The organism is Streptosporangium sp. NPDC006013 (assembly GCF_040614275.1).
Lineage (GTDB): Bacteria > Actinomycetota > Actinomycetes > Streptosporangiales > Streptosporangiaceae > Streptosporangium.
In genome coordinates, this window is the sequence record NZ_JBEXUE010000865.1 from 1 (window position 1) to 2,057 (window position 2,057).

Below are 2,057 nucleotides of genomic sequence, written 5' to 3' on the forward strand. Positions count from 1 at the left end.
CCGGCGTCGAAGGCCGCCGACGCCCTCGAGCTGACCGTCGCATCGGTGACCAGCGCACTGCAGCGGGCGCGCGTGACGATGCGCGAGCAGCTGCCCGACCGCCGCCTCGACTGGCGGAGCCCTGCCACGCACGAGCTGTCGGATGACGAGCGCGGCGTGGTGAAGTCGTACATGGACGCCCATGAGCGCAACGACCTCGACGGGCTGATGGCCCTGCTGCGCGACGACCTGCGCTTCGCGATGCTGCCCGAGCTGGGCACCTTGATCATGACGGCCAAGGACGCGGTGGACGGCTGGGTCTCCGGCGGGCTCTTCCAGCGCGGCCACGACGACTGGCGCTGTATCGCCACGACGGTCAACCGCATGCCTGCCGCCGCGCTGTACCTCCGCACCCCCGACGACCCGGAGTACCGGCTATTTACCATCGCGGTCCTGCACATCGTCGACGGGAAGATCGCCGAGCTCACCGGATTCGACGCCACCGACGAACCATGGCTGGGCCTGCCCCCGACACTGTCATCAGACAAAAGCCCCATCGTCGACGAGTCCAGCGCACGGGCCGCCGTCACCGAAGTCACCGCGGAATGAGCACCCCGACCAGCTGAACACCACCGCGACAACGCGAACACCACCGCCCCGCCGGCGTTGCCGGCGGGGCATCTTCATGCCCGAAGAACATCGTCACGATCAACGACGCCGTCGTCCCTCATCTCCAGTAAGTCGGTCAACAGCTCACTCGGAACGCAAGGAAGGGCCCGGGGAAGGTTCCCTCATCGCCGAGGGTCACGGTGAGCACGCCAGGAAGGATTTCGACCTGGCCTCACGAGCCCAGGACCTGGCCTCACGAGCCGAGCATCTGGCCCGTGCTCATCGCCTCGTCTCGTATCGGGTCAGCACCACGCCGCCGGGAAACGTCCGCGTCTCCACCAGGTTCAGGTTCACCCAGCTGTCCAGGGCCGTGAAGAACGGCGTGCCGCCGCCCACCAGGACCGGATAGGTGACGATCGCGTACTCGTCGATCAGCCCGGCCCGCATGGCCGCCCCGGCGAGCGTCGCGCCGACGATGTCCATCGGGCCGCCGTCTTCGGCCTTGAGCCGGGTGATCTCGGCGACCGCGTCGCCGGTGACCAGGCGGGTGTTCCAGTCGACCTTGTCGATCGTCGATGAGAACACCACCTTCGGCATGTCCCGCCAGCGGCGCGCGAACTCGATCTCCGCCGGTGTGGCGTCGGGCCGCTGGTCGGCGGTCGGCCAGTGGGGGCTCATCGTCTCCCACAGCTTGCGCCCGTACAGCGCCAGGCCCGTCGCGTCCACCCGGTCGGACCACCACTGGAACAGCTCGGCGCTTGACGAGGAGTCCGGTCCCTCTCCCCCGCTCCAGCCGAGGTCGTCGCCGGGCGCGGCGATGTAGCCGTCCAGGGTCACGTTCATGGCGAAGATCAGTTTCCGCATCGTGTCAGCCTCTCGTGAGTCGATCTCACACATACAGACGGGCGCGGCGCGGAAACCTAATCGGTGCGCGATCTGCGTCCGCAGGTAGTCCCCCGGGTTCCGGACTCAGCACGGCGTACTCGGCGGGCTCGAGCACCGCCGATCGGATCTCGATGTCACCCTCGCAAAACGCCTGGTCACACAGCTACAGCGCCGGGCCCTCTCACCGCGCTGGAGATCGCCAAGCAGTTCCCGACGCTGGGCATCTCGCTCGGCGACCAGCGGCCGCACGTGCGCCGCAAGATCCGCGAGTACCTACCTCTCTACCAGCGCCGACGCAGCTAAGCGTTGTTTTCAGCGCCTGCTACTGAAGGGCCAGTGGGGTCCAGCACCTTGCGTGGGGCCGCTACTGGGCCACCGCGTAGTCCGGCCCGGTCATCGCCGGCCTCCAGCTCTGCGCCCGGCGGGGTCGCGTTCGGCCTGCCACCGGCCGAGCGCCTCGGCCGACACCCGGTAGTAATGGCGCGGGATCCAACGGATATGCCTTTCACCTGCGCTTATGCAGAGGTCTCAGGCTGATAGGCCAGACCTGAGCCCTGTTGTCCATGCAGGCCAGAGGCATATCC

General features: G+C 68.0%; 1 protein-coding gene and 1 pseudogene. One reads left to right on the forward strand and one right to left on the reverse strand.

Translation table 11 applies throughout. The features are described from left to right. Positions 1-588: pseudogene (locus tag ABZ260_RS50435) on the forward strand (hypothetical protein); the annotation flags it as partial. Positions 589-867: 279 nt separating this feature from the next. Here the strand turns inward: ABZ260_RS50435 and ABZ260_RS50440 are convergent. After that, entirely contained in the window at positions 868-1,452 is a 585-nt protein-coding gene (locus ABZ260_RS50440) for a dihydrofolate reductase family protein (RefSeq protein WP_355632926.1), read from the reverse strand. Between the last annotated feature and the right edge of the window lie 605 nt (positions 1,453-2,057).

Coding starts and splice junctions, on each gene's coding strand:
- ABZ260_RS50440 (WP_355632926.1), bottom strand. CDS start 1,452: ATGCGGAAACTGATCTTCGCCATGAACGTGACCCTGGACGGCTACATC.